General features: G+C 66.2%; 24 protein-coding genes and 1 pseudogene. 14 read left to right on the top strand and 11 right to left on the bottom strand.

The genetic code is table 11. From position 1 onward, the window contains the following. Positions 1-82: 82 nt before the first annotated feature. Positions 83-1,498 carry an acetate metabolism transcriptional regulator RamB gene (gene ramB, locus ABIA30_RS09845; protein WP_370064578.1) on the bottom strand — a complete coding sequence of 472 codons (1,416 nt, stop codon included), beginning with the start codon at positions 1,496-1,498 and terminating at the stop codon, positions 83-85. 130 nt (positions 1,499-1,628) lie between these two features. On the opposite strand from ramB, the gene ABIA30_RS09840 reads away from it, so the two are divergent. The 4 genes from ABIA30_RS09840 (at position 1,629) to ABIA30_RS09825 (ending at position 6,052) form a co-directional block, all read left to right on the top strand. Further along, complete coding sequence (locus ABIA30_RS09840) at positions 1,629-2,408, top strand: acyl-ACP thioesterase domain-containing protein (protein ID WP_370065491.1); 780 nt, start codon at positions 1,629-1,631, stop codon at positions 2,406-2,408. 265 nt (positions 2,409-2,673) lie between these two features. Beyond that, positions 2,674-3,966: an isocitrate lyase gene (gene aceA / locus ABIA30_RS09835; RefSeq protein ID WP_370064576.1), complete on the top strand. Its 1,293-nt coding sequence runs from the start codon at positions 2,674-2,676 to the stop codon at positions 3,964-3,966. Positions 3,967-4,151: 185 nt separating this feature from the next. Next, positions 4,152-5,012: a 3-hydroxybutyryl-CoA dehydrogenase gene (locus ABIA30_RS09830; protein WP_370064574.1), complete on the top strand. Its 861-nt coding sequence runs from the start codon at positions 4,152-4,154 to the stop codon at positions 5,010-5,012. 164 nt (positions 5,013-5,176) lie between these two features. Continuing rightward, a complete protein-coding gene (locus tag ABIA30_RS09825) occupies positions 5,177-6,052 on the top strand; it encodes a cyclopropane mycolic acid synthase family methyltransferase (RefSeq protein WP_370064572.1) in 876 nt (291 codons plus the stop codon). Positions 6,053-6,119: 67 nt separating this feature from the next. Here ABIA30_RS09825 and ABIA30_RS09820 read toward each other — a convergent pair whose 3' ends face one another. The 3 genes from ABIA30_RS09820 to ABIA30_RS09810 all read right to left on the bottom strand — a co-directional run bounded on the left by ABIA30_RS09820 (position 6,120) and on the right by ABIA30_RS09810 (position 8,664). Then, positions 6,120-6,977 (bottom strand): endonuclease domain-containing protein, encoded by an 858-nt coding sequence (locus ABIA30_RS09820; protein ID WP_370064570.1) that lies wholly within the window; start codon positions 6,975-6,977, stop codon positions 6,120-6,122. Positions 6,978-7,093: 116 nt separating this feature from the next. Beyond that, positions 7,094-7,954 carry a polyphosphate kinase 2 family protein gene (locus tag ABIA30_RS09815; RefSeq protein ID WP_370064568.1) on the bottom strand — a complete coding sequence of 287 codons (861 nt, stop codon included), beginning with the start codon at positions 7,952-7,954 and terminating at the stop codon, positions 7,094-7,096. A 5-nt stretch (positions 7,955-7,959) separates the two neighbouring features. Next, a complete protein-coding gene (locus tag ABIA30_RS09810) occupies positions 7,960-8,664 on the bottom strand; it encodes a TetR/AcrR family transcriptional regulator (RefSeq protein WP_370064566.1) in 705 nt (234 codons plus the stop codon). Between the two features lie 58 nt (positions 8,665-8,722). Between ABIA30_RS09810 and ABIA30_RS09805 the strand changes: the two genes are divergently transcribed. The 6 genes from ABIA30_RS09805 to deoC all read left to right on the top strand — a co-directional run bounded on the left by ABIA30_RS09805 (position 8,723) and on the right by deoC (position 12,754). Next, a complete protein-coding gene (locus ABIA30_RS09805; protein ID WP_370065489.1) occupies positions 8,723-10,066 on the top strand; it encodes a DUF445 domain-containing protein in 1,344 nt (447 codons plus the stop codon). Positions 10,067-10,169: 103 nt separating this feature from the next. Then, a complete protein-coding gene (locus tag ABIA30_RS09800) occupies positions 10,170-10,604 on the top strand; it encodes a helix-turn-helix domain-containing protein (protein ID WP_370064564.1) in 435 nt (144 codons plus the stop codon). An 80-nt stretch (positions 10,605-10,684) separates the two neighbouring features. Continuing rightward, complete coding sequence (locus ABIA30_RS09795; protein ID WP_370064562.1) at positions 10,685-11,317, top strand: heparin-binding hemagglutinin; 633 nt, start codon at positions 10,685-10,687, stop codon at positions 11,315-11,317. Between the two features lie 74 nt (positions 11,318-11,391). After that, positions 11,392-11,676 (top strand): DUF2516 family protein, encoded by a 285-nt coding sequence (locus ABIA30_RS09790; protein WP_370064560.1) that lies wholly within the window; start codon positions 11,392-11,394, stop codon positions 11,674-11,676. Positions 11,677-11,687: 11 nt separating this feature from the next. After that, complete coding sequence (locus ABIA30_RS09785) at positions 11,688-12,089, top strand: DUF2599 domain-containing protein (protein ID WP_370064558.1); 402 nt, start codon at positions 11,688-11,690, stop codon at positions 12,087-12,089. Next, positions 12,089-12,754: a deoxyribose-phosphate aldolase gene (deoC, locus tag ABIA30_RS09780; protein WP_370064556.1), complete on the top strand. Its 666-nt coding sequence runs from the start codon at positions 12,089-12,091 to the stop codon at positions 12,752-12,754. The genes ABIA30_RS09785 and deoC overlap by 1 nt, the downstream gene beginning before the upstream one ends. An 87-nt stretch (positions 12,755-12,841) precedes the next feature. Here deoC and ABIA30_RS09775 read toward each other — a convergent pair whose 3' ends face one another. From ABIA30_RS09775 to ABIA30_RS09750, 6 genes and pseudogenes are all read right to left on the bottom strand, one after another. Then, entirely contained in the window at positions 12,842-13,867 is a 1,026-nt protein-coding gene (locus ABIA30_RS09775; RefSeq protein WP_370064554.1) for an LmeA family phospholipid-binding protein, read from the bottom strand. Continuing rightward, positions 13,864-14,673, bottom strand: coding sequence for a carbon-nitrogen hydrolase family protein (locus tag ABIA30_RS09770; protein ID WP_370064552.1), 810 nt, complete (start codon positions 14,671-14,673; stop codon positions 13,864-13,866). The genes ABIA30_RS09775 and ABIA30_RS09770 overlap by 4 nt, the downstream gene beginning before the upstream one ends. 9 nt (positions 14,674-14,682) lie before the next feature. Then, complete coding sequence (locus tag ABIA30_RS09765) at positions 14,683-15,795, bottom strand: glycoside hydrolase family 3 N-terminal domain-containing protein (RefSeq protein ID WP_370065487.1); 1,113 nt, start codon at positions 15,793-15,795, stop codon at positions 14,683-14,685. Positions 15,796-16,008: 213 nt separating this feature from the next. Next, positions 16,009-16,755: pseudogene (locus tag ABIA30_RS09760) on the bottom strand (serine/threonine-protein kinase); the annotation flags it as partial. Positions 16,756-16,778: 23 nt separating this feature from the next. Further along, positions 16,779-17,609: a class I SAM-dependent methyltransferase gene (locus ABIA30_RS09755; RefSeq protein ID WP_370064550.1), complete on the bottom strand. Its 831-nt coding sequence runs from the start codon at positions 17,607-17,609 to the stop codon at positions 16,779-16,781. Between the two features lie 19 nt (positions 17,610-17,628). Continuing rightward, the gene (locus tag ABIA30_RS09750) at positions 17,629-18,141 is read right to left on the bottom strand and encodes a DUF2505 domain-containing protein (RefSeq protein ID WP_370064548.1); all 513 of its coding nucleotides are present in this window, start codon (positions 18,139-18,141) and stop codon (positions 17,629-17,631) included. Between the two features lie 26 nt (positions 18,142-18,167). Between ABIA30_RS09750 and ABIA30_RS09745 the strand changes: the two genes are divergently transcribed. After that, positions 18,168-19,226 carry a UDP-N-acetylmuramate dehydrogenase gene (locus ABIA30_RS09745; protein ID WP_370064546.1) on the top strand — a complete coding sequence of 353 codons (1,059 nt, stop codon included), beginning with the start codon at positions 18,168-18,170 and terminating at the stop codon, positions 19,224-19,226. A gap of 6 nt (positions 19,227-19,232) precedes the next feature. Beyond that, positions 19,233-20,615: an Ig-like domain-containing protein gene (locus ABIA30_RS09740; protein WP_370064545.1), complete on the top strand. Its 1,383-nt coding sequence runs from the start codon at positions 19,233-19,235 to the stop codon at positions 20,613-20,615. Here ABIA30_RS09740 and ABIA30_RS09735 read toward each other — a convergent pair. After that, positions 20,596-21,357 (bottom strand): SDR family oxidoreductase, encoded by a 762-nt coding sequence (locus tag ABIA30_RS09735; RefSeq protein WP_370064543.1) that lies wholly within the window; start codon positions 21,355-21,357, stop codon positions 20,596-20,598. The two genes, ABIA30_RS09740 and ABIA30_RS09735, sit on opposite strands and share 20 nt — an antisense overlap. 197 nt (positions 21,358-21,554) lie before the next feature. Here ABIA30_RS09735 and ABIA30_RS09730 point away from each other — a divergent pair, with 197 nt between their 5' ends. Next, positions 21,555-22,844 carry an ROK family protein gene (locus ABIA30_RS09730; RefSeq protein WP_370064541.1) on the top strand — a complete coding sequence of 430 codons (1,290 nt, stop codon included), beginning with the start codon at positions 21,555-21,557 and terminating at the stop codon, positions 22,842-22,844. Positions 22,845-22,895: 51 nt separating this feature from the next. Then, positions 22,896-24,176: a D-inositol-3-phosphate glycosyltransferase gene (gene mshA / locus ABIA30_RS09725; RefSeq protein WP_370064539.1), complete on the top strand. Its 1,281-nt coding sequence runs from the start codon at positions 22,896-22,898 to the stop codon at positions 24,174-24,176. Positions 24,177-24,179: the final 3 nt, after the last annotated feature.

The following is a 24,179-nucleotide window of genomic DNA, read 5'->3' as shown; positions in this document are numbered from 1 at the left end:
GGCGTCGAGATGGCAACTTTCGCGGACAATCCGACGAGATCGTGCCAAAAGTTGCCATCTCGGCGAAGGCCGGGTGGGGCTCTCAGCCCCGCTTGACCAGATACGGCGACACCGTACTGCGGTGCTCGTCGAGGTCAAGCGCCCGGCCCAGAGCAGGGAACGCCCGCTGCGGGCAGGTGTCCCGTTCGCACACCCGGCAGCCGGCGCCGATCGGGGTGGACACGCCGCCCGATAGGTCCAGCCCTTCGGAGTACACCAGCCGATTGGCATGGCGCAGTTCGCATCCCAGGCCGATGGCGAACGTCTTGCCGGGCTGTCCATAACGAGCGGCGCGGCGCTCGACGGTGCGCGCCACCCACATGTAGTTGCGGCCGTCGGGCATCTGGGCGATCTGCACCAGCACCTTGCCCGGGTTGGCGAAGGTCTCGTACACGTTCCACAGCGGACAGGTTCCGCCAGAGGACGAGAAATGAAAACCTGTGGCGGACTGGCGTTTTGACATGTTCCCGGCCCGGTCCACCCGGACGAAAGACAGTGGCACCCCACGCATCGACGGTCGCTGCAACGTCGACAGGCGATGCGCCACCGTCTCGTAGCTCACCGAGTAGTACGCGGACAACCGTTCCACGTCGTACCGGAAATCCTCGGCCACCGTGTGGAACTGGCCGTACGGCAACACCACAGCGGCGGCGAAGTAGTTGGCCAGCCCCATGCGCGCCAGCGTCATCGACTCCTCGCTGGTGAAGTTCCCCTCCTCGACCAAAGAAGAGATCAGCCCGCCGAATTCCAGGTACGCCAACTCGGCGGCCAGTTTGAACACGTATTGCCCGGACGACAGGTGACCGCCGATCTCCAGCGTCTTCGACTCCGGGTCGTACCGGTGCAATACGTTGTCACCCAGCGCGAGCCGCCGCACGATCCGCACTCCGTGCACCCGCGAGAGCCGCTCGGCCAACGCCCCGGACAGTTCGGAGCGGCTCATCTGCAGCCGGACCACGAATTCCTCCGCGGCGGTATCGAGTTCGTGCAGGTAGTTCTGCCGTTCGTAGAAGTAGTCGCGAACTTCCTCGTGCGGCATGGTGATCGATCCGCTGCCGCTGCCGTCGGAGAACCGGTCCTCGGTCGCTGCGGCCAGCTGAGTGGTGGCCAGTCGGTACCGCCGGTGCAAACCGACCAGGGCCCGCGCCACCGACGGGTGAGTGTTCACCAGGTCGGCGATCTCGCCGACGTCGGCGTCGATGCCCAGGTCGCTGTCCATGGTGGCCTCGCGCAACTCGGCCAGCAGCCGGGTGTCGTCCTGGGAAGCGAAAAACGTGGCATCGACGCCGAACACCTCGGTGATCCGCATCAGCACCGAGACGGTCAGCGGCCGGACGTCGTGCTCGATCTGGTTGAGATAGCTGGGGGAGATGTCGAGTATCTGGGCCAGCGCGGCCTGGCTGAAACCACGCTCGGCGCGCAGCTGGCGCACCCGTGAGCCCACGAAAGTCTTCGCCACGGCATCCAGCCTAGCAATGGTGTAAATACCATATTCGCAAAATTGGCACAGGGGTTGCTGTGGCAGGATCGGCCCCGTGACGAGCGCCGCTGCAAAGACTGCCGATCAGACCACGGGCCTGGCCAAAATCATGATGCCGGTACCGGACGGTCACCCCGACGTCTTCGATACCGGTTGGCCGTTGCGGTTCGCCGACATCGACCGGGATGGTCGCCTGCGTTTCGATGCGGCCTGCCGGCACATCCAGGACATCGGCTCCGATCAGCTGCGCCAGCAGGGCTACGAGGCCACCCACCCGTTGTGGATCGTGCGGCGCACCATGATCGATCTCATCGAGCCCATCGATTTCCAGGACATCTTGCGGCTCCGGCGCTGGTGTTCGGGCACCTCGAACCGCTGGTGCGAGATGCGCGTGCGGATCGACGGCCGAAAAGGCGGCCTGATGGAGTCCGAGGCGTTCTGGATCAGCATCAGTCGCGAGTCGCAGGGCCCGTCGCGGATGTCGGATGACTTCGTCGCAGGACTGAAGCGCACCACCACGGTCGACCGGCTGCGCTGGAAGGCTTATCTCAAGGCGGGTGGCCGTGAAGACGCCACCCGGATCGTCGACTACCCGGTCCGGGTCAGCGATATCGATCTGTTCGACCACATGAACAACTCCGTGTACTGGTCGGTGGTCGAGGACTATCTGCAGAGTCATCGGCCAGAACTGCTCAAGGCGCCGTTGCGGGTGACCATCGAGCACGATGCTGCGGTGGCCCTGGGGGATCGCCTGGAGATCATCACGCACGAACACCCCGCCGGATCCACCGACAAATTCGGTCCGGAGCTGGAGGATCGTGCTGTTACAACGCTCACATATGTGGTCGGTGACGACGTCAAAGCGGTCGCCTGCATCTTCGGTGTGTGACCCCGCGAGTTTTAACAGTACGGCCGTACTGACCAGTGCAAACGTGTTACCAGACGGTAACTACTGAACCGGTCAAGTCGTCCAGCAACTTCGCAATCTTCGCAACTTCGATTGGCCCATTGGCGAAAATTGGCACACGAAACCGCTAGACCTGCGGGTATGTGCTGTGTCATCGTCGTTTCAGCACACAAGTTGAAGTCGCCGAAGCGTTAACAATCAGTTTGAATCTGGCGCCCAAGCGACGCGGCCACACGAAGGAGCATCAATGTCCAACGTCGGAAAGCCACGTACCGCCGCTGAGATTCAGCAGGACTGGGACACCAACCCCCGCTGGAAGGGCATCACCCGCGACTACACCGCAGCCCAGGTTGAGGAGCTGCAGGGCAGCGTCGTCGAGGAGAACACCCTCGCGCGGCGTGGCGCCGAAATCCTGTGGGAAGGCGTCACCAAGGGCGACGGCTCCTACATCAACGCCCTCGGCGCCCTGACCGGCAACATGGCCGTGCAGCAGGTCCGCGCCGGTCTGAAGGCCATCTACCTGTCGGGTTGGCAGGTCGCCGGTGACGCGAACCTGTCCGGCCACACCTACCCGGACCAGAGCCTGTACCCGGCCAACTCGGTGCCGGCCGTCGTCCGTCGCATCAACAACGCCCTGCTGCGCGCCGACGAGATCGCCAAGGTCGAGGGTGACAAGAGCGTCGACAACTGGCTCGTTCCGATCGTTGCCGACGGCGAAGCCGGCTTCGGTGGCGCGCTGAACGTCTACGAACTGCAGAAGGCGATGATCGCCGCAGGTGCCGCCGGTACCCACTGGGAGGACCAGCTGGCCTCGGAGAAGAAGTGTGGCCACCTCGGTGGCAAGGTGCTGATCCCGACCCAGCAGCACATCCGCACCCTGACCTCGGCTCGCCTGGCCGCTGACGTCGCGGGCACCCCGACCGTCGTCATCGCCCGTACCGACGCCGAGGCCGCCACCCTGATCACCTCGGACGTGGACGACCGCGACAAGCCGTTCGTCACCGGTGAGCGCACCGCCGAGGGCTTCTACAACGTCCAGAAGGGCATCGAGCCCTGTATCGCGCGTGCCAAGGCCTACGCCCCCTACGCCGACATGATCTGGATGGAAACCGGTGTGCCGGACCTCCAGGTCGCCCGTAAGTTCGCCGAGGCCGTCAAGGCCGACTTCCCGGACCAGCTGCTGTCCTACAACTGCAGCCCGTCGTTCAACTGGAAGCAGGCACTGGACGACTCGACCATCGCCAAGTTCCAGAAGGAACTGGGTGCCATGGGCTTCACGTTCCAGTTCATCACCCTGGCCGGCTTCCACGCCCTGAACTACTCCATGTTCGACCTGGCCTACGGCTACGCCCGTGACGGTATGACCGCCTACGTCGACCTGCAGGAGCGCGAGTTCGCGGCTGAGGCTCGTGGCTACACCGCCACCAAGCACCAGCGTGAGGTCGGCGCCGGTTACTTCGACCGCATCGCCACCACCGTTGACCCCAACACCTCGACCGCGGCCCTGAAGGGCTCGACCGAAGAGGGTCAGTTCCACTGAGCTTGCGAAGTGGAACCGAAAGGCCGGAGCCACTGAGCTTGCGAAGTGGAACCGAAAGGCCGGAGCCACTGAGCTTGCGAAGTGGAACCGAAGGCTTGAGTCATTAAGCAGTGCCGGCAGGCCCCGCCCAGATTCTTGGGCGGGGCCTGTCGCATACTCCAACGCAGACGATCGAGAGGACAACGGTGAGCAACGCAATCGAACGAGTCGGGGTCATCGGGGCCGGACAGATGGGCGGCGGCATCGCCGAGGTCTGTATCAAGTCGGGCGCTCAGGTGCTGGCGTTCGAGCCGACCGAAGAGCTGACCAACGCCGGACGTGAGCGCATCACCAAGTCGCTGGACAACGCGGTCAAGCGGGGCAAGCTCGAGGAAGCGGACCGCGACGCGGCGCTGGCCCGGCTGAGCTTCACCACCGACCTCGCGGACATGGCCGACCGTCAGCTCATCATCGAGGCCATCGTCGAGGACGTCAACGTCAAGGCCAAGGTCTTCTCGCAGCTCGACGAGATCATCACCGACCCCGACGCTGTGCTGGCGTCGAACACCTCGTCCATCCCGATCATGCGGATCGCCGCGTCCACCAAGAACCCCCAGCGGGTGCTGGGCCTGCACTTCTTCAACCCCGTTCCGGTGCTGCCGCTGGTCGAGCTCATCTCCTCGGTGACCACCAGTGCCGAGGCGGCCGCCCGCGTCGAGGCCTTCGCCGGCGAGACGCTGGGCAAGAAGGTCGTGCGGGCCTCGGATCGCTCGGGCTTCGTCGTCAACTTCCTGCTGGTGCCTTACCTGCTGTCCGCGATCCGGATGGCGGAGTCGGGTTTTGCCACCGTCGAGGACATCGATACCGCGGTGGTCGCGGGTCTTTCGCACCCGATGGGTCCACTGAAGTTGGCCGACCTGGTTGGCCTGGACACCATGAAGCTGATCGCCGACTCGATGTACGACGAATACAAGGAGCCGCTGTACGCGGCGCCGCCGCTGCTGCTGCGTATGGTCGAGGCAGGACAGCTCGGCAAGAAGTCCGGGAAGGGCTTCTATACATATTGACAGGTTCCAGATTGGAGCCCGCGAGCAGTTTTCGTTAACCTGGCGTGCGGGTTCTTTTTCGCTGGGTACTTCTGGGCATGCGCACGTATGGGTAGATCAGCCGGCCTCACAATGAGGTGGCGCCGCCCACTCCAGCGGATGTAACGCAAAGGATAGAAATCGAAATGGCTCAAGCCGATATTGACCTTGCTCCGTATTACGAGGAGTCGCAGTCGATCTACGACATCTCGAATGAGTTCTACGCGCTGTTCCTCGGTCCCACCATGGGGTACACCTGCGGGTATTACGAGCGCGAGGACATGAACCTGGAGGAGTCGCAGAACGCCAAGTTCGATCTGGCGCTGGGCAAGTTGGACCTCAAGCCCGGCATGACCCTGCTCGACATCGGCTGCGGCTGGGGCGGTGCGCTGGAACGCGCCCTCACCAAATTCGACGTGAATGTCATCGGCATCACGCTGAGCAAGGAACAGTCGGAGTACGCCCGCGAGCGGCTGGGCAAGATCGACACCAACCGCAGCATCGACATCCGGATGCAGGGCTGGGAAGAGTTCGACGAGCCCGTCGATCGAATTGTGTCGATCGGTGCGTTCGAGGCCTTCAAGCAGGAGCGCTACCCGATCTTCTTCGAGCGCGCCTACAGCATCCTGCCCGAGAACGGCGGCCGGATGCTGCTGCACACGATCCTGGCGCACACCCAGCAGTTCTTCCGTGAGAACGGCATCAAGCTGACCATCAGCGACCTGAAGTTCATGAAGTTCATCGGCGAGGAGATCTTCCCGGGTGGGCAGCTGCCGGCCGTCGAGGACATCGAACAGCTGGCCGCCGGCTCGGGCTTCACGCTGGAGCGCACCCACCTGCTGCGTCCGCACTACGCGCGCACGCTGGATATGTGGGCCGCCAACCTCGAAGCGACCAAGGACCAGGCCATCGCCCTGCAGGGCCAGGAGGTCTACGACCGGTTCATGAAGTACCTGACCGGTTGCGCCGACTTCTTCCGTCGCGGCATCACCAACATCGGTCAGTTCACCCTGATCAAATAGCGCCGAAATAGCAATTTCTGCCGTCATTCGTGGTGAATCTCGGCATTAGTTGCTATCTGGGCGCGGTCTATATGGGGCAGCCCGCCTGCCTGAGTGCCCGACGCACGCGGTCGACGATTTCCGATGGTCGATAGCGCAACTGGTTGCGGCTGACCCGTACGATCGTCCAGCCTCGAGCGGCCAGGAATTCCAGCCGCTCGATGTCGGCTTCGTGCTGTCGAGCATCGGTCCAGTGCTGTTCACCGTCGTACTCGACCCCGACCATCCACTGCGGGTAACCCATGTCGATTCGGCGACACACCCGGCCCCACTGGTCGACCACCGGTATTTGCGTGACCGGTCGCGGCAGACCCGACTGCACCAGGAGCAATCGCAGGCGTGTCTCTTGCGGTGACTCGGCTCCGGCATCGACAAACATCAGGGCCTTGCGCAGCTTGCGGATGCCGCGGGCGCCCGGGTAGCGCCCGGCGATGGCCGCGATGTCGGCGACCGATCCGCCAGTCGCATTGAGTAATGCGTCGATGCGGATGACGGCGGTTTCGAATGACAGCCGTCTGCCCAGGTCATAGCCCGTGCGGGCGGGCATGGTGCAGGACATGCCCTCGACAACCACCAGTTCGTCTTCGGCGATGGCGCCGATGTGGATCAAGATTTCAGGTGCCGACGATTGATAGACCCGCGCCAATTCCGGCGGTGCGTCGACCGGCAGCCAGCGGCTCCCCAGCACGGCGGCTGCCGAGTATCCGGCGAGCGTTGCTCGACCACCGGACCACAGCCAGGCCGCTATCGCACGATCACGTGCGGTGAGCTTGAAACCTTTAGGGGCATAGACGTTTTGATGGATCTTTAGGTACTTCGTCCGCAATGCGTGCCGGGTGAGGAGGCCGGCTCCGAGCGCCTCGGTGCCCAAGAAAATTTCCGCCACACCAGAGTTCGACGCACGTGGCGGCGGTTCGGTTCCATCCGCGTTCGCCGAGATAACACTTTATGGCGACCGAACCATGGATCGGCCGCAAAAGTTGCTATCTCGGCGAACGCGAATCAGGCCGACGCCAGCCGCTGCTTCTCCGCTTCGACATCAAAACTGGCTGGGGGCCAAGACAAGTCGAACCCTTCGAGGGCCTCGATCAGCAGCTCGGTGATGGCCAGTCGGGAGTACCACTTCTTGTTGGCCGGGATGACGTGCCACGGCGCGTACGCCGTCGACGTCCAGTCGAGCATCGCCTGGTACGCCTCTTGATATTTGGGCCACAACAGCCGCTCGTCGATGTCGGCGGGGTTGAACTTCCAATATTTGTCGGGCCGGTCCAGCCGCGCGGCCAGTCGCTTCTTCTGTTCGTCCAGGGAGACGAACATCGCGACCTTGATGATGGTGGTCCCGGCGTCGGTCAGCTCGCGCTCGAAGGCGTTGATCTCGTCGTACCGGGGTTCCCACTCGGACTGCGGCACCAGGTTGTGTACCCGGACGATCAGCACGTCCTCATAGTGCGATCGGTCGAACACCCCGATGTGCCCGGCGGTCGGTAGTTTCTTGCGGATCCGCCACAGGAAGTGATGCGACAGCTCTTCGGCGGTCGGCGCTCCGAAATTGGCATACCGGATTCCCTGTGGGTTCGCCGCTCCCACAACATGTTTGACGATCCCGCCCTTGCCTGCGGTGTCCATGCCCTGCAGCACCAGCAGGATGGACCGCTGATCGCCGGAGATGCTGTTCGCGTACAGCATCTCCTGTAGCTCGGCGTAGCGGGCGTTCCGTTCGGCTTGCAACGCGGGCGCATCGACCTTGGTGCCCTTGAACCCGGGCGTGGCGTCGGGGTCGATGTCGGCGACGCGCTGGCCCTTGCGGAATTCCAGGTGGCGGTGCGGCTCGTGGGTCCACAGTTCAGGCAGTACGGAGGTCACCCGACTTATTGAAGCAGGTGCCGAGGCAGTGCCGGGGAAGGATGAGGCTGCGAGTTGAAGACTTCGAGTGAGCCGCCGACCTCGACGATGCCGCACAGCGCGTTCCAGGACAGCATGGTCAGGTAGTCGATGAGTTGGCCGGAGGTCATCCGTGGGTTGGACATCCACGAGTGGGTGGCCAGCTGCACCCCGCCGACGGTGTGGAAAGCCCACGGCTCGGCGCCGCTGGTGTCCATGCCGACCGACGCCATCCGGCGGCGCAGCACGACGGCGAGCATCCGCGCGATGATCTGCTCGGAGTCGGCGACCGCTTTGCTCTTGCTTGCCGAACTGTTGGCCATCACGAAGGGGTAGATCTCCGGCTCGGCCGCGACCGTGTCGACGTATCCCCGGATGATCTCGCGGGTGAGGGCATAGCCGTCCAGGTTCGACGACAGTGCGGCTGCCATGTTCGGGATCAGGGTGGTTTGTGCGAAGCGCATCATGACCGCGGTGGTCAGATCGTTCTTGTCGACGAAGTAGCGGTACAGCACGGTTTTGGACACGCCGATCTCCGCGGCGATCTCGTCCATGCTGACGTTGCTACCGCGTAGCCGGATGGCGTCCAGGGTGCCGTCGACCAGTTCGTTGCGACGGTCGACCTTGTGCTGGTGCCAGCGCCGTTTGCGGCCGTCGGTCTTGGCCGGCGTTGGCGGGGTCTGTTGTGCCACTGTCGCGGTAATCCATTTCCCTAGGTCTGCTTGATACTACGGCCCACCAGCCGCGCCCATACAGGATGATGGTGTTGTGGCACACCGACCGAGCCAACGATCACAACCCGCACCGCACGCCGGCCTGGCTGAGTCGATTGCGGGTGCCGACCCCGCTGCCGACGCGCAGCGGCGCCGCGATCTGAACCGGATGAAGGCCGTTGCGCTGGGCTTTCTGCTCGGTGCGACCGTGATTTTCGGTGTCTGTACCTGGCTGCAGGCCCGCGGCGGGGCCGCGGTCTGGGTTGGTTATGTGCGTGCTGCGGCCGAGGCCGGCATGGTCGGCGCGCTCGCCGACTGGTTCGCGGTGACCGCTCTGTTCCGTCATCCGCTCGGCCTGCCGATCCCGCACACGGCGATCATCAAACGCAAGAAGGACCAACTCGGCGAGGGGCTGGGCACCTTTGTGCGGGAGAACTTCATGTCGCCGGAGGTGATCGAGACGAAGTTGCGCGATGCGCAGGTCGCCAGCCGGATCGGCAAGTGGCTCTCCGAGCCGTTACATGCGCAGCGGGTGGCCGGCGAGACGTCTACGGTGGCCCGGGTATTGGTGGAGATGCTGCGTGACGAGGACGTGCAACACGTACTGGATCGGATGATCGTCAAGCGCATCGCCGAGCCGCAGTGGGGTCCGCCGGTGGGCCGGGTGCTCGACAGCCTGCTGGCCGAGGGGCGTCAGCAGGCGCTGCTGCAGCTGCTCGCGGACCGGGCGTTCCAATGGTCGCTGAACTCCGGCGAGATCATCGAGCGGGTGATCGAGCGGGATTCGCCGACTTGGTCTCCGCGCTGGGTCGATCATCTGGTCGGCGACCGGATCCACCGCGAGCTGCTGGACTTCACCGACAAAGTGCGGCGCAACCCGGACCATGAGCTCCGCCGCTCGGCGACCAAGTTCCTGTTCGATTTCGCCGACGATCTGCAGCACGACGACGACACCATCGCCCGTGCCGAGCGAGTCAAGGAACAGATCATGGCGCGCGACGAGGTGACCCGCGCGGCCGAGACGGCGTGGAACGCCGCCAAGCGGATCATCCTGGAATCGGTGGACGATCCGTCGTCGGAATTGCGCACGCGGGTCGCCGAGACCGTGATGAGAATCGGGGAGTCGTTGCGCGACGACGCCGAGCTGCGTGACAAGGTCGACAACTGGCTGATTCGCGGGGCAAAACACCTTGTTGCGCAATATGGGACGGAGATCACAGCGATCATCACCGAGACCATCGAGCGCTGGGACGCGGACGAGGCGAGCCGTCGAATCGAGCTTCATGTGGGCCGTGACCTGCAGTTCATTCGAATCAACGGCACGGTGGTCGGTTCCTTGGCCGGCTTGGTCATCTACTCGGTCGCCCAGTTGTTTTTGTGATCGCAAGCCCTACTGCTTGCAATAGTTAGCACCCGACCGTACGGTTTTTATTGGTACGGCTCGCTCAACCAAAAGCGGCCGGCGAATAAAAAGGGGAGCCGGGATGGCGCAGGATGCAGACATCGCAGCCGTGGTATCCAACGCCGCGCAGGACATCGGCAGCTTCATCCGGGCCCAGCGCGAGGCGGCACAAGTTTCGGTGCGTGGGCTTGCCGAGAAAGCCGGTGTGAGCAACCCTTATCTGAGTCAGATCGAACGAGGGCTGCGCAAGCCGTCAGCCGACGTACTGAGCCAGATCGCCAAGGCGCTGCGAGTATCCGCCGAGGTGCTGTATGTCCGGGCCGGGATCCTGGAGCCAGGGGTCACCGGCGAGGTCCGAACCGCGATCATCGCGGACACTGCGATCACCGAGCCGCAGAAGCAAGAACTGTTGGACATGTACGCCGCATTCTGTCGGCAGAACGAGCATGACCAGACCGAAAAGCTTTCTGACACAGCTGAATTGACCGCCGCCAGTGAGGGAGCAGACAACGACTGACACTCACCAACCCATAGCGATCTGACACTGACTTTTCTCTAGATCTGAATCCTGATTTCTCCAGAAAGGAAACAAACACCATGGCCGAGAACACTCAGCCCACCATCGAAGACCTGAAGGCCCCGCTGTTCGCCGCCGTCGGCGCTGCTGACCTGGCCCTCGCCACCGTGAACGAGATCGTCGCGAGCCTGCGCGAGCGTGCCGAAGAGGCACGCAGCGACGCCGAAGCCCGCGTCGAGGAGGGCCGTGCCCGCCTGACCAAGCTGCAGGAAGAGCTGCCCGGCCAGGTCGAGGAGCTGCGCGACAAGTTCAGCACCGAAGAGCTGCGCAAGGCCGCTGAGACCTACGCGGAGAACGCCACCGACACCTACAAGAAGCTGGTCGAGCGCGGCGAGGCCGCCCTGGAGCGCCTGCGCAGCCAGTCGGCGATCGAGAACGCCCGCGAGCGCGTCGAGAGCGTCACCGACCAGGCAGTCGAGCTGACCCAGGATGCGCTGGGCACCGTGGCCAGCCAGACCCGCGCCGTCGGCGAGCGTGCCGCCAAGCTGGTCGGCGTCGAGCTGCCGGCCAAGGGCGACTCCGCCCCGGCCAAGAAGCCTCCGGCCAAGAAGGCCGCTCCGGCCAAGGCCCCGGCCAAGAAGGCTCCCGCCAAGGTTGCTGCCAAGGCCCCGGCCAAGAAGGCCGCTCCGGCCAAGAAGGTCACCCAGAAGTAAGTAGGTTCTCCCTGGGCGAGCGAAGCGACGGGAGAGTTAGACGTCAAGGACGTCATCCGCATAGTCTTGAGGGCGTGCACCTCTTGAACGTCGCGGGTGGCGTCCTTGGTCTTTTGCGGATCGGTGCCGCGTTGATGGGCGTTTACGCATTCATCCACGCGGCACTTCAGCGTCCGGACGCCTACACCGCGGCCGACAAACTGACCAAGCCGGTCTGGCTGTTGATCCTGGCTGCGACCACGGGCATCGGCCTATTGATGGATCCGGCCTTCGGTGCGGCCATCACGGTCTGCGCCGCCGGGGTGTACTTGGTCGACGTGCGGCCGAAAATTCTTGAGATCCAAGGGAAATCCCGATAGCTCGCCTGTTGTTGGCCGTGTTGTCCGTGTTGTCCGCGGCCGGGCTGCTGGCGTGGCAACCCGCGCCGGCATCCGCCGATCCGGTGTTTGCGCCGCCGTACATCGATCACACGCAGTGGGCGCAGTTCGATGGCAAGGCCAGCCTGCGGGTGTATCCGACCCTGTCCGGGCGACGTGCCTCGGGAGTGGCCTCGATGCTGCGGGGCGAAGAGGCGTGGTCCGAGGTGTTGGCCGACGCACCCGATGCCGACACTCCCGGAATGCGGTCACAGTTCTTGTGCCACTGGTACTTTGCCGAGGCCGCTGCGCCGGGCAAGACCAGTTGGAATCTCGAGCCGTGGCGGCCCGTCGTCGACGACGCCACGATGGCGCAGACCCGGTGTAATCCGGGCGGACAAGAGGAGCAGTTCTGATGGGCTGGACCCGCGAGCAGGTCGCCGCACTGGTCGACCACACCCTGCTCAAACCCGAAGCCACTGTCGCCGATGTGCAGCAGCTGGCCGCCGAGGCCCGCGCCCTGGGCGTCTACGCGGTGTGCGTGTCCCCGTCGATGCTCGGTGCACTGCGCGGTCCGGCGGACGTCAAGATCGCCACCGTCGTGGGATTCCCTTCGGGCAAACATGATTCGACGATCAAGGCCGCAGAGGCGACACGCGCCGTGGCCGCCGGTGCCGACGAGGTCGACATGGTCATCGATGTGGGTGCTGCGATAGCCGGCGACATCGCCGCCGTCGGCGCCGACATCGCCGCGGTCCGAGCGGCAGCGCCCGACGCTGTGCTCAAGGTGATCGTGGAATCGGCGGCGCTGCTGAGCCTGTCCGGGGAGCAGACCCTGGTCGACGTGTGCCGTGCCGCGGCCGATGCCGGAGCCGACTTCGTCAAGACCTCCACGGGATTTCACCCCGCGGGCGGCGCCAGCGAGCAAGCGGTACGCGTCATGTCCGCGACGGTGCCGGATTTGGGCGTCAAAGCCAGCGGGGGCATCCGCACCGCGGCCCACGCGGTCGCGATGCTCGACGCCGGCGCCACTCGGTTGGGTCTGTCCGGCACCCGCGCCGTCCTCGACGGGCTTGGCTAGCCGCTAACCGGCGGCCCGCTCGAGTTCGTCGGGCGACCAGAACGTCAGCAGCACATCATGGGCTCCGGATACGAATCCCGCCGGGGCTCAGCTGTTGGGCAGGCCCGCAAAGCAGGAGTTCTGGCTGGCCGGCGGCATGGTCGCGTTCTGGGTCGAGAACTTGGCGACGATGCCCTTGTCGGTGACCTGGAGGCTGTCGGCCTTGATACCCATCGGGTAGTTCTTGGAGACCTGCGCCGCGAAGGCATCCAGCGCCGGCTGGATGGTCTCGTGCGGCAGCATGAAGCCCAGCCCACCCAGCTGCAGCACCTGCAGCGACACCGCACCGTCGACCACCGTCGGCTTGACCACCACGCTGGCCAGCCCGGCCTCCAGCTCCAGGGTGCCCGCCGACGGATCGGTGGTCACCCCATTGACGAATCCGCCGACCAGCGGGATGGCGCTGGCAATGGTGTCCTTGATGCCATCGGAGGGCCAGTTGAGGGTGGCCTCCAGCGAGCCCATGGTCCCGGTCGAATTGCTGCTGGACTTCAGCTCCACGTCCTTCATCACGATCTGGGCCGTCATGCCCTTGGCGATGCCGACGTTGTTGCCCGCGCTGGTCACCGTGATGTCGTCGTATTTCTTCTGGGCCACCTGCAGCAGGAACGGCTGCGCGCCGAATGACACGTTGACCTTGTCCTGGATGACGCATGCGGTCGCCTGCGACACCACCGTGCTGCCGATGTGCCGGGCGTACACCTCGCCGCCGATCAGACCGGCCGCGGTCAGCGCGAGCACGATCACCCCGATCAGGACGAGCGACAGCGGATCGCGCAGGATGCGCTTGAGGTTGAAGCGGCCCTGGGCCGGTGGCGGGTTGGTCGCCGGCACTTCCTGGGGCAGTGCGTGCGGCTGCGGGGAGTCGGTGGCCTGGGCGGCCGCATCGACCGGCTGGTCCGGGGCGAAGGCGGTTGTCGTGGCGTTGGCCGAGAACGCCGTCGTGGCCGTGTTGGCCGAGAACGCCGTCGTCGCAGCGTCCGTTGCCTGCTCAGGCACCGCGGGGGGCGCCACGGGCGGCTGCGCGGACGGTGTCGGTTCGTCGCTGGCCGGTCGGGCCCAGGGATCACTCACCCCGCCGATTCTGCCTTACGGCCGAATTCGGTGCGGTTGCTCAAGACCGCGATGCTGCGTCGGGCCTGGTCAACGCTGTCCAGATCGACATCGATCATCAGCAGTTCCGGATCGGCTCCGGCCTGTGCGAGCACCGCTCCGGTGGGTGAGGACACCAGGCTGCCGCCGACTCCGGTCGGACCGACCTTGGCCAGTTCGTCGCCTGGATACGCCTGGTCGACGGCGGCCACCACGCTGGTGGTGTCCAGCGCCCGGGCCTGGGTTAGCAGCGTCCACTGGTCGAGTTTGTGCGGGCCTGAGGCCCACGATGCGTGCACGGTCAGGACGCGGGCTCCGCGCCGGGCCAGTTCGGTGTGCAGCTCCGGAAAACGGATGTCGTAGCAGGTGCTCAGCCCGACACCCACGCCCGCGACGTCGATTACCACGGGATCGAAACCCGGTGCGACAGTTCGTGATTCGGTGAAACCGAAAGCATCGTAGAGATGGATCTTGTGGTAGTGGGCGTCGACGCCCGGTCCGGTGGCGATCAGGGTGTTGGTCACCCGGCCGTCGTCGGTGGGGCAGAACATCCCGGCGACGACCACGATGCGGTTGGCCGCGGCGACACGGCGAACTGCGGTGGCCCATGGGCCGTCCAGGGGCTGGGCCATCGGCGCCAACGGCACCCCGAAACGGCACATGGTGGCTTCGGGGAACAGCACCAGGTCGGCGCCCGCGTCGGCGGCGCGTGCAGTGTGGTCGGCGACCAGGTCCAGATTGGTCTGTGGGTCGGTGCCGCTGAGGATCTGCGCCAGGGCAATTCGCATGTGCCCAGCCTAGTTCGCGGCGCAGGACGCCCAATCGGGATTCTTGGTCACCGCCATGGTCCGGACCGCCTGGTCGACCTGATCCTGGTGCAGGTCTCCGGCGCCCAGTGCCTGTTCGAGCCGGTCGAGCACGGCAGGTACCTCGTTGGTGGTGATCCACAGCGCGGTGTCGGCGCCGGCCGCCAAGGCTTTGAGTACGGCGTCGGGCACGCTGTAACGCTGGTTGATCGCCCCCATGCTGGACAGGTCGTCGGTGAAGATCGGTCCGTTGAATGGTTGGCCGCCGTAACCACCTTTGCGCAGTAGGTCGTAGGCGGCAGGGGACAGGCTCGCCGGGTTGCCGTCCGTGAGGCCGGGCACCTGCATGTGGCCGATCATCACCGCAACCGGCAGCTGGGTGGTCAGGGTCTGATAGGGAATCAGGTCCTTGCTTTTCAGCGCGTCCAGATTCGGGGTGACCACCGCGCCCTTGTGCGAGTCGCCGTTGGCGCGGCCGTGGCCCGGGAAGTGCTTGAGCACCGGCAGCAGCCCGGCATCGCGCAGGCCATCGGCGTAGGCCCCGGCGAATTCGGTCACCTTGTTGGGGTCGTTGCTGAACGACCGGTCGCCGATGACGGTGTCGTTCGGGGCTTCGGTGACGTCGACCACCGGGGCGAAGTCGACGGTGACACCCAAGCCCTTCATGGCCTGGCCGCGCTCTTTGGCCTGCGCCCGGATCTGATCGACCGTCATGCCTTGCTGCACCATGGCTCGCGCTGAAGGTTGCGGTCCGATGAGGGATTTCAGCCGCGAAACCCGGCCGCCTTCTTCGTCGACGCTCACGGCCAGCGGGATGGGGCGGTTCTCGGCTTCCAGCCCGAGCAGCTGCGGACCCATCATGGTCAGGTCGGTCCAGCTGCCGATCATGATTCCGCCGACCTGTTGGACGCGGACCACGGCCTGGGCGTCGTCGATACCCTTGACGCCGACCATCAGCAACTGTGCCAGCTTGTCGCGCGGTTTCATCTGTGCGAGAGCGTCATTGAGTTGTTGGCAGGGCGCAGGCACCGCGGGTGCGCTCGACGTCGGCGATGCGGGCTGATGAGCGGCGGCGGACAGGCTGGGGCGGGACTTCCCGGTCATCACCACGGCGATCGTGACCGCGACGGCGGCCACCAGCGCGATGCCCGCGGTGATCAGCACCGACCGTTGCCTGCGTTTCGAGTCGGGGTAAGTCGTTGTGAGCTCGGGTGTTTCGGCCGCTGGGTGCATCGTCACCAGGGTGTGCCCGATGGGCTGCCGGACCGGGGCGTGCAGCGCGGCCGCGAACTCTTCGCAGGAGTCGAATCGGCGGGCCGGGTTGATCGCGAACGCCCTGGCGAAGACGTTCCGCAGCCCGGGGGGCGCGTCGGCCACCGCTGCCAATGCGGCCTCGTCGAACTGCAGATGACGGTCGATTGCCTCACGGGTCGGGCTGTCGAAGGCCGGTTTGCCGGTCAACAGATGAAAGGCGGTGGCGGCCAACGCGAATTGGTCGCTGCTCGGTGTGGCTGTGCGGCCGGACAACACCTCCGGTGCGGCATACCGGTAGGCCCGGGCGGACGGGTCGGTGGTGCCGTGCCCGAAATCGGTCAGCATCACCCGGTAATGCGTCGAGAACGGGTCGTCCAGCACGATATTGGCGGGCTTGACGTCGCGGTGCAGCAGCCGGGCGGCGTGCGCGGCGTCGAGGGTGTGCGCCACCTTGTCGATGATCAGGCTTAGCGACAGGTGTGGCACGCCGGAGGGAAAGTGTTGGTGGAGAAGAAGATCGGCGTCGACGCCGGGGACATACTCCGAGGCGATCCAAAGCCGCCCCCGCCGTTCACCGGAGTCCACCATCAATGCCACGCGGGGTATCCGCAGCCGGGCGAGTTCTGCGTTGGTCGAGGTGAGGCGTTGCCGGAAGATCTTGTCGGACGACGGGTCGGCCCGCAGGATCTTCAGTGCCACCTCGCGGCCGGACCGTGGGTCGGAGGCCAGGTACACCGTGCCGGTGCAGCCGGCGCCGAGCAGCCTGCTGATCCTGTATCCGGCGTACTGGTCGCCGTCCGCCAAAGGCATGAGCGGCATCCTAAACCGATTGTTCAGCCCAGCGGGGTCGGCATGACCGATTCCCACGGCACCGACAGCACCCCGTCGCGCAGTCGCCGCCGCGGCGGCGCAATGGGAAAACCCTCGTCGATCAGCAGGTCGAGCATGGCCCGCCAGCGCATCCGTGGCCCGAACACCCCGTGCCCGGCGGTGCTGGCCCAGGCCCGGTCTGCGGCGCGTAGCAGCCGATGCACAGGTTGCCCCGGAACATTGTGGTGGATAAGCACTTTCGGGAGCCGCTCGGCCAGATCCGAGGGGCGCTCGATGGCGAACGGGTCACAGGCCAAGGTCAGGCTGACTGGCCCGGCGGCGTCCAGCAGTACCCAGCAGCAGCGTCGGCCCAACTCGTCGCAGGTGCCGTCGATCACCAGACCGCCCGGGGCCAGAGCACTGGTCAGCTGGGCCCACGCGGCCGGCACCTCGGTCACGTCGTACTGACGCAGCACGTTGAACGCGCGCACCAAAACCGGTGTCAGACCGGCCAATTCGAAGCCACCCAGCCGGAAGTCGACACCCGCGACATCGGCGAGGTCGCGGGCCAGCTGGACCCGGTCCGGGTGGATCTCCAGCCCGGTGACCCGCACGTCGGGTCGTACCCTGCGCAGCCGCCCGGCCAACTCCAGTGTGGTGACCGGCAGGGCTCCGTAGCCCAGGTCGACCACCAGCGGGTCGACAGCGGCCAACAGTGCGGCCCGCACCCGCGGCGAGTGCACCAGCCAGCGGTCGCTGCGGCGCAACCGGTTATAGCCCGTGGTGCCGCGAGTCGGATAGCCGACGGGCGGGCCCGATGCGCCGAGCCGGCCGCCCCTGGTGTCATCTGCCACGGAAGACGCCGAAATGTCGCTATTTGCTCAACCGAGGCGACAGATAGGCCATGGTGAAGTCCGCCTCCAGTCGCAGCAGGTGGATCATGTGCTGCCCGATCATGGACTCGACCTTGCCGCCCAGCAACGGGATGCGCACCTCCACCGTCGAGGTCATCTGCAGGCGGGCCCCGGACCCGCAGGGGCCGAGCACCGCGCTGCCGCTGATGCTGACCGGTGCCCCGGGGATACGCGCCCGGATCGTGCCCAGCGCCTGCCCCTGCACCACGGGACCCCAGTGCTCCTCACGGATCGCGCTGAGGTCGCCCCGGTGCAGCTGGGTGACCACCGCAGGTAGACCAGGGGCGCGCATGGTCTGGGTGGAGATGAAGTCGAGCCCCCCGGCGCCGTCGTCCGATACCGAGTCAAGGCTCCAGATGTCGGCCCCGGATTCGGCCAGCCGAGCCAGCCAAAAATCTTTGCTGCAGAAGGTCCGGTACACCTGTTCAACGGTGGCGCCATAGTCGGCGGCCATGTCGAAAGAGCGCGGCATAGCCGCCCACGCTACCGTTGGGGCCCGTGATCAGTTCGGATATTCCAGGCACGGCGGTGCGTTACGACGCTCCGCTGGCGCCGCTGACCACGTTTCGGGTGGGGCCGCCGGCCCGCAAGCTCATTACGTGCGAAACCACCGACAGCGTCATTGCGGCGTTGCTGCCGGGCGTCCACGACGACGAATCGCTGCTGGTGCTTGGGGGTGGGTCCAATGTGCTCATCTCCGAGGATTTGGCCGATCTGACCGTCGTCCTGCTGTCCAATACCGAAATCACCGTGTCCGACAACCGGATTCGTGCCGAGGCCGGTGCCCTGTGGGACGACGTGGTGGTCACCTCGCTGGCGCACGGGCTCGGCGGTCTGGAATGTCTGTCCGGGATCCCCGGGTCGGCCGGAGCCACCCCGGTGCAGAACGTCGGCGCATACGGGGCCGAGGTGGCCGACACCATCAGCCGGGTCCGGCTGCTGGACCGCCGCACGGGCACCGACGCCTGGGTGCGGCCGGATCAGCTCGAATTCGGTTATCGGCACAGTGTCCTGAAGAACTCCGACCGGGCCGTCGTCCTCGAAGTCGAGTTCGAACTGGACGTCGACGGCCAGAGCGCCCCCCTGCGGTACGGCGAGTTGTCCACCGCCCTGGGGATCGAACCGGGGCAGCGCGCCGATGCGCTGGAGGTGCGCGCCGCGGTGCTGGCGCTGCGCGCGGGCAAGGGCATGGTGCTCGACCCCGACGACCATGACACCTGGAGTGCGGGTTCGTTCTTCATGAACCCGGTGGTCCCGGTCGAGGACTTCGAGCGGATCCGCAGCGATTTCGCCGGTCCGGTCCCGAATTATCCGGCTACCGGCGGCGTCAAGCTGGCCGCGGGCTGGCTGGTGGAACATGCCGGATTCGGCAAGGGCTATCCGGGTGACGGGGCAGCTGCCAGGCTTTCCACCAAGCATGCGCTGGCGCTCACCAACCGTGGATTTGCTACCAGTTCGGATCTGATTGCGCTGGCCAGGACGGTGCGGGACGGGGTGAGAACGGAGTTCGGGATCGATCTCACACCCGAGCCATGCTTAATCGGGTGTTCGCTGTAGGTAGATTTGGCACCCGTGAACATCAACCGGCGGCAGGCGCTTACCGCGATCGCGGTGGGTACCTCCGGGGTGCTCGCCGCCTGTTCTGAGGAATCGGGCCATCCCGTGGCCCAGAACCAGGCTCCTTCGGCGCCCACGCTGACCTACCGGCCGACAAACGGCGCGACGGATGTCGCGCCCACCACGCCGATCGGTGTCGACGTCACGGATGGTTGGTTTCAGAAGGTCACGTTGACAAACCCGGACGGCAAGCTCGTCGCCGGAGTGCTCAACGGCGATCGCACCTCGTTCAACGCCACCGAGGCGCTGGGCTACGGGGTGGCCTACACCTGGGGCGGCTCGGTCGTGGGCCGGGACGGCAAGTCTCACCCGGTCGAGGGCGGGTTCACCACACTGACGCCGAACAAGCAGGTCAACGGGCAGTTTCAGCTCGCCGACGGGCAGACCGTCGGGGTCGCGGCGCCGATCATCCTGCAGTTCGATGCGTCGGTCAGTGATAAAGCCTCCGTCGAGCGCAACGTGAAGGTCGTCACCGACCCCCCGGTCGAGGGCAGCTGGGCCTGGTTGCCCGACGAGCGTGAGGGATCACGCATGCACTGGCGCACCCACGAGTACTACCCGGCAGGCACCAAGGTCCACGTCACGGCCAAGTTATACGGCGTGCCGTTCGGTGACGGTGCATTCGGCGCGCAGGACAGCACGCTGGATATCTCGATCGGCCGCCGCCAGGTGGTCAAGGCCGATGCCACCAGCCACCGCATCCAGGTGATCACCGATTCCGGCGTGCTGTTCGACTTCCCGTGCAGTTACGGCGAGGCCGACAAGCCACGCAACATCACGCGCAGCGGCGTCCACGTGGTCAGCGAGAAGTACGCCGACTTCTGGATGTCGAACCCGGCCGCCGGCTACGACCACGTGCACGAACGCTGGGCGGTGCGAATCTCCAACAACGGAGAGTTCATCCACGCGAACCCGGCCAGTTCCGGTGCGCAGGGCAACACCAACGTCACCAACGGGTGCATCAACCTGTCCACTGACAATGCCCAGCAGTACTTCCAGAGCGCTATTTACGGTGACCCGGTCGAGGTCACCGGTACCTCGATCCAGCTGTCCTACGCCGATGGCGACATCTGGGACTGGGCGGTCGACTGGGATACCTGGGTGTCGATGTCTGCGCTGCCGCCGCCGAATGCGCCACCTGCCCAGACATCGATTCCGTCGACCGCGCCGGCCACCCCGACCGATGCGCCTACATACTCGGGCACGCCGACCACCACGACCACTCCGCCGCCGCAGGGGCCCGCGACATCGACTGCGACGACATCGACCACGACGTCGTCGGCTCCGGTCGCCAGCACCGGCCCGGAAACTACTGCGCCCGGCGGCTGAACCGGCTGTAGGGCGCCTGGTCGCGTGGCCGGATGACGATCTGGTCCAGGTCTACGTGCGGCGGTCGGGAGGCGACGAATCCGATCACCTCGGCGACGTCCTCGGCGACCAGCGGCGTAATGCCGTTGTAGACGGCGTCGGCACGCTCGGCGTCCCCGTCGAAACGCACCAGCGAGAACTCGGTTTCCACCGCGCCGGGCGCAACCTCGGTGAGCCGCACCGGTTTTCCGAGCAGTTCGCCCCGCAGCGTGCGGTGCATGGCGCCCTGGGCGTGCTTGGCCGCGATGTAACCGGCGCCGTTGTCGTAGGTCTCCAGAGCTGCGATCGAGGTGATGGTGACAATCAGGCCGTCGCCGGAGTCGATCAGTGCAGGCAACAGGGCCCGGGTGACCCGCAGGGTGCCCATGACATTGGTCTGCCACATCCAGGTCCAGTGCTCGTCGTCAGCGTCGGCCAACGGTGCCAGGCCCTTGGCACCGCCCGCGTTGTTGACCAGGACGTGGACTTTTCCGAGTTCGGTGGCGTGGGCCGCAAGTGCGTCGACCGAGGACTGGTCGGTGACGTCCGTCACAATCGCGGTGCCGCCGATCTCGGCCGCAAGTGCGGTGATGCGGTCTGCCCGGCGGGCCGCGCAGATCACGTGAAAGCCAAGTCCAGCAAGGGTTTTCGCCGTGGCAGCGCCGATTCCTGAGCTGGCGCCGGTGACGATCGCAAGGCGCGAGGAGTGTTGGGCAACAGACATGTGACCGACCTTAGTGGGCGTGCTACGGTCATCGACGTGTTCACCGGTCAGGCATCCCGCACCGCCATGTGGCGTGCGTGTTGTTGTTGTCGCGATTTTCGCCGCGCCTGACTGAGCCTGGACCCTTAGCGTTGTCCTGAACTGTCGTCAGGTGTGGCCCGGCCCCACCTCCCGACACTTCAACAAAGGACACCCCTATGAGCGCCCCGGTCACCACTCGCACCTCCATCACCCACACCGCTTCGGCCGCTGAGCGCTCGGCTGCACACGCCAAGCGTGCGTTGCTGGCCCGCTATCACATCGTCGCGCCGTCCCTGCGGGTCGCCGACGCAGCCGCCGGCTCGGTCTTCGGCGCCGCTCGGCTGCGCGGTCCGGTGGCCCGTGATGTCATCGCCCAGACCACCGGACTGAGCATCGCGACGGTGAACCGCCAGGTCACCGCGCTGCTGGAGGCCGGGGTGCTGCGTGAGCGGGCTGACCTGGCGGTGTCCGGCGCGATCGGCCGCCCGCGGGTGCCCGTCGAGGTCAACCACGAACCGTTCTTGACCCTGGGCCTGCACATCGGAGCCCGTACCACCAGCATCGTGGCCACCGACCTGTTCGGCCGGACCCTTGACGTCGTCGAGACGCCGACGCCGCGGGGTAACCAGAACGCCGCGCTGGCGGCGTTGGCAGGCAGCGCGCAGCGGTACCTGAGCCGTTGGCATCGCCGTCGTCCGTTGTGGGTCGGGGTGGCGTCCGGTGGTGTGGTCGACAGTGCCACCGGACACCTGGACCACGCCAGGCTCGGCTGGACCGACGCCCCGATCGGGCCGGTTCTGGCGCAGACGCTGGGGCTTCCGGTGTCGTTGGCCTCGCATGTGGACGCTATGGCCGGGGCTGAGCTGCTGCTCGGCGCCCGCCGCTCGGCTGCGGCATCGGAGAGCGCCACCAGCCTGTACATCTATGCCCGTGAGACGGTCGGTTTCGCTTTGTCGATCGGTGGCAAGGTGCATTCGCCGACCAGCGGCCCGGGGACCATCTCGGCGCTGCCGGCGTATTCGGAGCTGCTGGGCGGCACCGGCCGGCTGGAGTCCACCGTCAGCGACGAAGCGGTGCTGACTGCGGCCCGCAAGCAGCGGATCGTGCGCGATGAGGGGCCGGCGTCGACCATCACAGCGGTGCTGCGGGCGGCGCGCGGCGGCAATGCCGGTGCCCGGGAGCTGCTGGCCGAGCGGGCCCGAGTGCTCGGCGAGGCGGTCGCACTGCTTCGCGACATGCTCAACCCTGACGACCTGGTGGTCGGCGGCCAGGCGTTCACCGAGTATCCCGAGGGAATCGCGCTGGTCGAAGAGGCCTTTGCTGAGCGGTCGGTGCTCGGGGCGCGCGAGCTGCGCTTGACGTCCTTCGGTAACCGGGTCCAGGAGGCCGGGGCGGGCGTGGTGTCGCTGGGCGGGCTGTATGCCGACCCGATCGGAGCCATGCGTCGCGCCTCTCGCGCCGCCTGAAATCCCAGCTCGGGAGACCGGGCGAGTGGCCGCCCGGCCGGCGGTGTAAGGATGGAGGGCGTGCGTGTCGCCGTCCTCTCGGTCCATACTTCGCCGCTGGCTCAACCGGGCACCGGCGATGCCGGCGGTATGAACGTCTACGTTCTGCAGAGTGCGCTGGAATTGGCGCGCCGCGGGGTCGAGGTCGAGATCTTCACCCGGGCGACGTCGTCGACCGACGCGCCGGTGGTCCGGGTGGCGCCCGGGGTGCTGGTCCGCAACATCGTCGCCGGGCCGTTCGAAGGCCTGGACAAGTACGATCTGCCGACCCAGCTGTGCGCGTTCACCGCAGGCGTACTGCGGGTCGAGGCCAATCACGAGCCGGGCTATTACGACATCGTGCACTCGCACTACTGGTTGTCCGGTCAGGTTGGCTGGCTGGCCTCGGACCGCTGGGCAGTGCCGCTGGTGCACACCGCGCACACGCTGGCCGCGGTGAAGAATCTGTCGTTGGCAGACGGCGATACGCCGGAACCGGCCTTGCGTGCGGTGGGTGAGCAGCAGGTCGTCGACGCCGCTGACCGGTTGATCGTCAATACCGAAGACGAAGCACAGCAGCTGGTGTCACTACACCATGCGGACCGCGGGCGGATCGACGTGGTGTATCCAGGCGTCGACCTGTCGACGTTCACGCCGGGCGACAAGGCGCAAGCTCGTGCGGCCCTTGGGCTTTCGCTCGATGAGCCGATGATCGCCTTCATCGGCCGGATTCAGCCGCTGAAGGCGCCCGACGTGCTGCTGCGGGCGGCGGCCTTGTTGCCCGGGGTGCGGGTGGTGGTGGCCGGAGGTCCGTCGGGCAGCGGCCTGGCCGCTCCGGACGGGCTGGTGGCTTTGGCGCAAGAGTTGGGGATCGCCGAGCGGGTGACGTTCCTGCCGCCACAGTCCCGCGCCGAGTTGGTCAACCTTTACCGGGCTGCGGATCTCGTTGCCGTGCCCAGTTATTCGGAGTCTTTCGGATTGGTCGCGGTGGAGGCGCAGGCATGTGGCACTCCGGTGGTGGCCGCCGCGGTGGGTGGCCTGCCGGTGGCGGTGCGCGACGGCGTCAGTGGCGTGCTGGTGCACAGCCACGACCCACAGGATTGGTCTGCGGCACTGCGATCGGCGCTGGGACGCGCGGAATCCCTGCGCGACGGCGCTTTACAGCATGCCGCGACGTTCTCCTGGGTGCACACGGTCGACGCGCTGTTGGCCAGTTACACCCGAGCCATTGCCGACTACCGTGGGCGGCAGCCGAGGCGCGACGCCGTCCGCCGCGCCCGCCGGTTCTCGATGCGCCGTGGGGTGCGCGCGTGACTC

This window comes from Mycobacterium sp. MAA66 (genome assembly GCF_041261665.1).
Lineage (GTDB): Bacteria > Actinomycetota > Actinomycetes > Mycobacteriales > Mycobacteriaceae > Mycobacterium.
The sequence above is the reverse complement of the archived record's forward strand: the minus strand, read 5'-3'. Positions and strand labels throughout refer to the sequence as shown.

What these genes read in the sequence shown, in the direction of transcription:
- ABIA30_RS09750 (WP_370064548.1), bottom strand. Translation starts at nt 18,141, where the DNA reads ATGCCGCGCTCTTTCGACATGGCCGCCGACTATGGCGCCACCGTTGAA.
- ABIA30_RS09825 (WP_370064572.1), top strand. Translation starts at nt 5,177, where the DNA reads ATGGCTCAAGCCGATATTGACCTTGCTCCGTATTACGAGGAGTCGCAG.
- aceA (WP_370064576.1), top strand. Translation starts at nt 2,674, where the DNA reads ATGTCCAACGTCGGAAAGCCACGTACCGCCGCTGAGATTCAGCAGGAC.
- deoC (WP_370064556.1), top strand. Translation starts at nt 12,089, where the DNA reads ATGGGCTGGACCCGCGAGCAGGTCGCCGCACTGGTCGACCACACCCTG.
- ABIA30_RS09765 (WP_370065487.1), bottom strand. Translation starts at nt 15,795, where the DNA reads ATGACCGGGAAGTCCCGCCCCAGCCTGTCCGCCGCCGCTCATCAGCCC.
- ABIA30_RS09795 (WP_370064562.1), top strand. Translation starts at nt 10,685, where the DNA reads ATGGCCGAGAACACTCAGCCCACCATCGAAGACCTGAAGGCCCCGCTG.
- mshA (WP_370064539.1), top strand. Translation starts at nt 22,896, where the DNA reads ATGGAGGGCGTGCGTGTCGCCGTCCTCTCGGTCCATACTTCGCCGCTG.
- ABIA30_RS09735 (WP_370064543.1), bottom strand. Translation starts at nt 21,357, where the DNA reads ATGTCTGTTGCCCAACACTCCTCGCGCCTTGCGATCGTCACCGGCGCC.
- ABIA30_RS09730 (WP_370064541.1), top strand. Translation starts at nt 21,555, where the DNA reads ATGAGCGCCCCGGTCACCACTCGCACCTCCATCACCCACACCGCTTCG.
- ABIA30_RS09800 (WP_370064564.1), top strand. Translation starts at nt 10,170, where the DNA reads ATGGCGCAGGATGCAGACATCGCAGCCGTGGTATCCAACGCCGCGCAG.
- ABIA30_RS09840 (WP_370065491.1), top strand. Translation starts at nt 1,629, where the DNA reads ATGATGCCGGTACCGGACGGTCACCCCGACGTCTTCGATACCGGTTGG.
- ABIA30_RS09770 (WP_370064552.1), bottom strand. Translation starts at nt 14,673, where the DNA reads ATGCGAATTGCCCTGGCGCAGATCCTCAGCGGCACCGACCCACAGACC.